Annotated in this window: 4 protein-coding genes; 3 read left to right on the top strand and 1 reads right to left on the bottom strand. The window is 60.3% G+C overall.

Going from position 1 to position 6,141, the window contains the following annotated elements; all coding sequences use genetic code 11:
• The first annotated feature begins 379 nt into the window (after window positions 1–379).
• Window positions 380–697: a PTS system regulator TmaR gene (tmaR, locus tag OKC29_RS15670; protein WP_016352207.1), complete on the top strand. Its 318-nt coding sequence runs from the start codon at window positions 380–382 to the stop codon at window positions 695–697.
• A gap of 216 nt (window positions 698–913) precedes the next feature.
• Window positions 914–3,997 (top strand): transglycosylase domain-containing protein, encoded by a 3,084-nt coding sequence (locus OKC29_RS15665; protein WP_270669364.1) that lies wholly within the window; start codon window positions 914–916, stop codon window positions 3,995–3,997.
• Between the two features lie 86 nt (window positions 3,998–4,083).
• On the opposite strand, the gene yjgA is transcribed toward OKC29_RS15665, so the two are convergent.
• Window positions 4,084–4,608, bottom strand: a complete 525-nt coding sequence (gene yjgA, locus OKC29_RS15660; RefSeq protein WP_010635921.1) for a ribosome biogenesis factor YjgA — start codon at window positions 4,606–4,608, stop codon at window positions 4,084–4,086.
• Between the two features lie 113 nt (window positions 4,609–4,721).
• Here yjgA and pmbA point away from each other — a divergent pair, with 113 nt between their 5' ends.
• A complete protein-coding gene (gene pmbA / locus OKC29_RS15655) occupies window positions 4,722–6,065 on the top strand; it encodes a metalloprotease PmbA (protein WP_073351986.1) in 1,344 nt (447 codons plus the stop codon).
• Window positions 6,066–6,141 lie beyond the last annotated feature (76 nt).

Below are 6,141 nucleotides of genomic sequence, written 5' to 3'. Positions count from 1 at the left end.
CTCAGAAGTGAAACGCGGTAGCGCCGATGGTAGTGTGGCATTCGCCATGCGAGAGTAGGACACTGCCAGGCACCCAACACGAGAAACCCCGCTCATCTGAGCGGGGTTTTTTATTGCCTGAAATTCGTCTTATCTCACCCCTGTTATCTCACCCCTGATATGCGCCTTCGGATGGAGAGTCTGCACTGCTTTCCACCCTGTTGTTCACTCGGCTCTCTCGTGCCGAAACCCGGCGTCAGGCCTGCAATTAGGGTTGTATCTGCCTCATAACTCGGTAGAGTAAAGGCATCTTGGGTTGGCCCGTACTCTCTCATGCTGGTTTCTTTAGTACGGATGCAACTTGGCCTGCTTTTATCAACCTTACGTCAGTGGTATCGATATGGAACAAGTAAACAAGTCCACCTTCAGCGATGTACTGGAATATGTGCGTATGTCCCGTCGTCAGAACAAACTCAAGCGTGAAATTGCGGACAACGAGAAGAAGGTCCGTGACAACCAGAAGCGAGTGCTGCTGCTCGACAACCTGAGTGACTACATCAAACCGGGTATGAGCATCGATGAGGTGCAAGCCATCATCGCCAACATGCGGGCTGATTATGAAGAGCGTGTGGACGACCACATCATCAAGAATGCCGAGCTGTCCAAAGAGCGTAAAGAGCTGAGCACCAAGCTCAAGGCGATGAGTTCCAGCAAATAAGCCTGCTCACTGTCTTCTCAAAACACCGGCTATAGGCCGGTGTTTTGCTTTCAGTCATCAGCTCGGATCTCTCATTGCGCTGCAACAATCGGCTCCCCTTTTTATGATCGCCCTGTTACCATCACTACAAAGCGGTCAATAGTTTTCAAGCCATTGACTTGAAACGACTAAGCTTGAGTGAAACACAATAAATTGCGCAACCATGGTGGGGCTGATATGGGCGCATCAGAACAGACGGATTTGAACAAAGTGGCATCTCAGGATTCATCTGTCCCAAGCGCGGACGGCAAGTACAAGCGCAAGCGTCGTTCCTGGTGGCGCTGGTTTTTCTGCTTTTTCTTTTTGCTGTGCCTGGCTGCGGTGATTGCTCTGGTCGGTTATGAGATGCAGACTTCCCGCCTGCAGTCGCAGGAGATCTCCCGCTATGCGGCCAAGCTGACCTATCAGGTTGAACCCGGCCCCAGCAAGCAGATTGCCTTCCCCGAAGACGGTCCCTTCGACAAGCGGCTCGGTTATGTGCTGTTGCCCATGATGCAGGAGCGCTTGCTGCAACGGGGTTATCAGGTCAGCGAGCAGGTACATTTCTCCGACGCCTTGTATGACTATGCCAGTCGCGGCTTTTTCGTGCCTTATACCGAGAAGGTGCAAGCCGGCCTGACCCTGCACGACTGCCGGGCTGAACCCTTCTATCAATTCAAGTATCCGACCCACTATTACCCGGATTTCGCTTCCATCCCGCCGCTGGTGATCCAGTCGCTCTTGTTCATCGAGAACCGCGATCTGCTCAGCAACGAGCAGCCGCTGGCCAACCCGGCCGTGGATTGGCCCCGTTTTGCCAAGGCGGCCATGTCGCAGGTCGGCAAGGCGCTCGATATGCAGGATCAATCGGCTGGCGGCAGTACGCTGGCGACTCAGGTCGAGAAGTATCGCCACTCGCCGGATGGTCTGACGCTGTCACCCACCGAGAAGATCCGCCAGATGGCATCGGCCAGTGTGCGGGCTTACCGGTTGGGGCCCAAGACGCTGGAGGCGCGCAAGCTGGTCGCCTGGGCCTATCTCAACTCGGTCCCGCTCTCTGCGGCTCCCGGCTATGGGGAGGTGCACGGCCTGGGGGATGGTCTCTGGGTATGGTTTGGCGCCAATGTGGACGAGGTAAACCGGCTGCTGGACCCTGCGCGTAACCAGGATGCCTCGCTGGCGGAGCAGGGCCTGGCACTGCGCCAGGTGGTCTCGCTGATGATTGCCCATCGCCGCCCCTCCTACTATCTGGCGCAGGGGCGCGATGCACTAGCGACCCTGACTGACAGCTATCTGCGGTTGTTCGTACAGGAGGGGATGATCACGCCGCCGCTGATGGAAGCCGCGCTGAAGGCCAAGATCTCGTTCCGTGATTTCCTGCAGTCCCCGGCGGTGACCAAGGTCAACAACAACAAGGGCCTGCAAGTTGCCCGCACCCGTCTGAGCCGTCAGCTCGGAGTGCAGCTCTATGATCTGGACCGGCTCGATCTGACGGCCGATACCAGCCTCAACATGCCGCTGCAAAACGAGGTCTCTCGTTACCTGCAGCAGCTGGCCGATCCGACGTTTGCTGCTCAGGTCGGGCTGTTTGGTGAGCGCCTGCTCTCGCCGGAGAAGACGGGAGACGTGAAGTACAGCTTCACGCTGTTCGAAAAATCCCCGCAGGGCTTCAAGGTGCGGGTGCAGACCGACAACACGGATCAGCCGTTCGACATCAACGAGGGCAGCAAGCTGGAGCTGGGATCAACCGCCAAGCTGCGGGTGCTGACCACCTACCTGGAGATCGTCTCCGAGCTGCACGACAACTACGCGGACATGTCGGCCGAGAGCCTGCGCAAGATAGAGGTATCGGAGCAGGACAACATCAGCCGCTGGGCCGTATCCTACCTGATGAGCGCCAAGGACAAGAGCCTGCCACCCATGCTGGAGGCGGCGCTCGATCGCAAATACTCCGCCAGCCCGAACGAGGGATTCTTCACTGGCGGCGGCATGCACACCTTCAACAACTTCCGGCGTGAGGACAATGGCCGCATCCCGGCCATTCGCGACGCGCTGCGTGAATCCATCAACCTGCCGTTCGTGCGTCTGATGCGTGACATCGTCCGCTACAGCCTCTACCGGGAGGGCAACCGTGCCCAGCTGCTCAAGGATGACAAGGATCCGCGCCGTACCGAGTATCTGGCCAAGTTTGCGGATAAAGAGGGGCAGACCTATCTGCTGCGCTTCTGGCGCAAATACCGTGGCAAGACTGCGGATGAACAGCTCGATACCTTCCTGGATGGTCTCAAGCCCAGCGCCGTGCGCCTGGCCGCAGTACACCGTTACCTGATGCCGGATGCGTCGCAGGAGACGTTCGCTGCCTTCCTGGCGAAGCGTCTGCCGCGGGAGAAGCTGAGCGATCGTCGTATCGAGCAGCTCTATACCAGCTATGGTCCCGGCAAGTATTCGCTGCCGGATCAAGGCTATATCGCCCGGGTGCACCCGCTGGAGCTGTGGCTGCTCTCCTATCTCAAGGAGTTCGACAAGGCGACTTTCGCCGATGCCGTCGAGGCGAGCCGGGACGAGCGGCAGGAGGTCTACAGCTGGCTGTTCAAGACCCGCCACCGTAGTGCCCGCGACAGCCGGATCCGCACCATGCTGGAGGTCGAGGCCTTCCTCGACATCCATCAACTCTGGGCCAGACTGGGCTACCCGTTCGATCACCTGGTGCCGTCGCTGGCAACGGCCCTGGGCAGCTCGGGCGACCGCCCTGCTGCGTTGGCCGAGCTGATGGGGATCATCCAGAACGGCGGCATTCGTGCGCCGACCCTGCGCATCGAGCATCTGTCGTTTGCCAAGGGCACGCCGTTCGAAACCGAGTTCCAGCCAGCGCAGACCGAGGGGACCCGGGTGCTGCCGGTCGAGGTGGCCACCGCGCTGCGCAACGCGCTGTCGAAGGTGGTGGAAGGGGGCACGGCCAGACGTATTGCCGGTGCCTTCGCCCTGCCGGACGGTACCGTGCTGCAGATGGGAGGCAAGACGGGGACGGGGGACAACCGGATTGAAACGGTCGGTCGCTACGGCAACGTGACCAGTTCGCTGGCTCGCAACCGGACCGCCACTTTCGTCTTCTATCTGGGAGAGGATCACTTCGGCACCCTGACGGCCTATGTGCCGGGCAGCCAGTCCGACAAGTTCCGCTTCACCTCGGCCCTGCCGGTGCAGGTGCTCAAGGGGATGGCACCGCTGCTGATGCCGTATCTGCAGCCAGGCACTCATACCCAGTGCATGGCGGGCAGCTGACAGCTGCGGCGACACAAAAACGGGGCCATATTGGCCCCGTTTTATTTCGTACTGTTCATCGCCGGTCGGCGAAGGTGAGTCATCACTTACAGCAGATCTTCAATTTCGCCGCGCAGATACTGGTACATCTCGCGATAGGCCACCGGCGGCTTGTTCAGCTCCCGCTCCTTGTTGGCGGTGCGGATCAGCTGGCGCAGCTTCTGGCGGTCCAGTTCGTGGAACTGGGACATCAGCTCGTTGAGGGCGCTGTCACCTTCATTGATCAGCCGCTCACGCCACTGCTCCAGCCGATGCAGGCGGGCATTCACGGTGGAGTGGCGATTCTTGATGATGGAGAGCGCCTCGACGATGGGCTCCACATCGCGGCTGCGCATCAACCGGCCGATGAACTGCAGGTGGCGACGGAAAGACTCGTCTTTCTTCGGCTTGAGCTTGCGGCCCAGCTCGACCGCTTCGGCCAGCTCTTCATCCAGCGGGATCTTCTCCAGCTCGCTGTGGCTGAGGGAGACGATCTCTTCCCCCATCTTCTGCAAGGCTTCGGCATCGCGCTTGAGCTGGCTTTTGCTGGGGCCCCAGTCTTCCCACTCGTTGTCGTCTTGATATTGACTCATCGGTCTCTTGATTCCTGTCATTCACGTTTGGTGGATATGTTACCAGCTTCTCCCGCTGGGCGCAGGGGTCTGATATGCTTAGCCCCTTTCCTTCCTTGATACAGATGTGAGTTATGGATCAGCAAGACCAAATCCGCCAGGATCAAGCCCATCTTGAAGCCGTAGTTGCCGAGGCCCTGGAGATTGCCAAGGGACTGGGCGCCGGGCTTGCCGAAGTCTCCATCAGCAAGCAGACCGGGTTGTCGGTGAACACCCGGGGTTGTGAACTGGAAAGCATCGAATTCAACAAGGACGGGGCGCTCGGCATCGCCGTCTATCGCGATGGCTGCAAGGGTTCCTCCTCCACCACGGATCTGAGCCCGTCGGCCATTCGTGCCGCCGTCGAAGCGGCCATGGAGATTGCCCGCCACACCTCGCCGGATACCTGTGCCGGTCTGGCGGACGCCGAGCAGCTGGCCTGGGATGCCCCTGACCTGCAACTGTGTCATCCAATCGAGCTGGATCCGCAGCGCGGCATCGAACTGGCCATCGAGTGTGAGCGACTGGCGCTGGGCCGCGATGCCCGCATCAAGCACTCCGACGGCGCCGGTTTCTCCAGTCACCTCGGCATCAAGGTGTATGGCAACAGCCATGGCTTCGTCAAAGGCTACGCAGCATCGCGCAACTCCCTGAGCTGCGTGCTGATCGGCGAGCAGGACGGCGACATGCAGCGCGATTACGGCTACTCCTCCAGCCGTACCCTGGACGGGCTCTGGAGCCCGCAGCGCATCGCCGACGAGGCGGTGGAGCGCACCCTCTCTCGCCTGGGGGCCCGCAAGATCAGCACTCGCCACGCTCCCGTGCTGTTCCATCCCGATACGGCGGCCGGTCTGTGGGGTCATCTGGTGATGGCCATCAGCGGTGGCAATCTCTACCGCAAGTCGAGCTTTCTGCTGGACAAGCTGGGCAAGCAGATCCTGCCCGAGTGGCTCACCATCCAGGAGTTCCCGCACCTGCTGGGGGGGCTCGCCAGCACCCCGTTCGATGGCGAAGGCGTGCTGACCCGCGACATGGACATAGTGCGCAATGGCGAGCTGATGAGCTGGCTGCTTACCTCTTACTCCGCCCGCAAGCTGGGACTCACCACCACGGGCCACGCCGGCGGCATCCACAACTGGCAGGTCTCCAGCACCGGTCAGGATTTCAATGGCATGCTCAAGGAGATGGGCACCGGCCTGCTGGTGACCGAACTGATGGGACAGGGGGTCAACATCGTCAATGGCGACTACTCCCGCGGCGCTGCCGGTTTCTGGGTGGAAAATGGCGAGATAGCCTACCCGGTCGAAGAGATCACCATCGCCGGCAATCTGGCCGAGATGTTCAGCCATATCGTGGCGGTGGGCAGCGACGAAGATGAGCGCTCCAGCCTCAAGACCGGCTCGGTGCTGGTCGAGAGCATGAAGCTGGCCGGCCACTGATCCCGGCATCAGCGGATTACCGCCATGAAAAAGGCCCCTCGCAGTGCGAGGGGCCTTTTTGTATCGGCGTGCTCAG

Origin of the sequence: Aeromonas sp. QDB34, from assembly GCF_027705405.1 — a bacterium.
Taxonomy (GTDB): Bacteria; Pseudomonadota; Gammaproteobacteria; order Enterobacterales; family Aeromonadaceae; genus Aeromonas; species Aeromonas hydrophila.
This window is presented reverse-complemented; position numbering and strand designations above follow the sequence as displayed.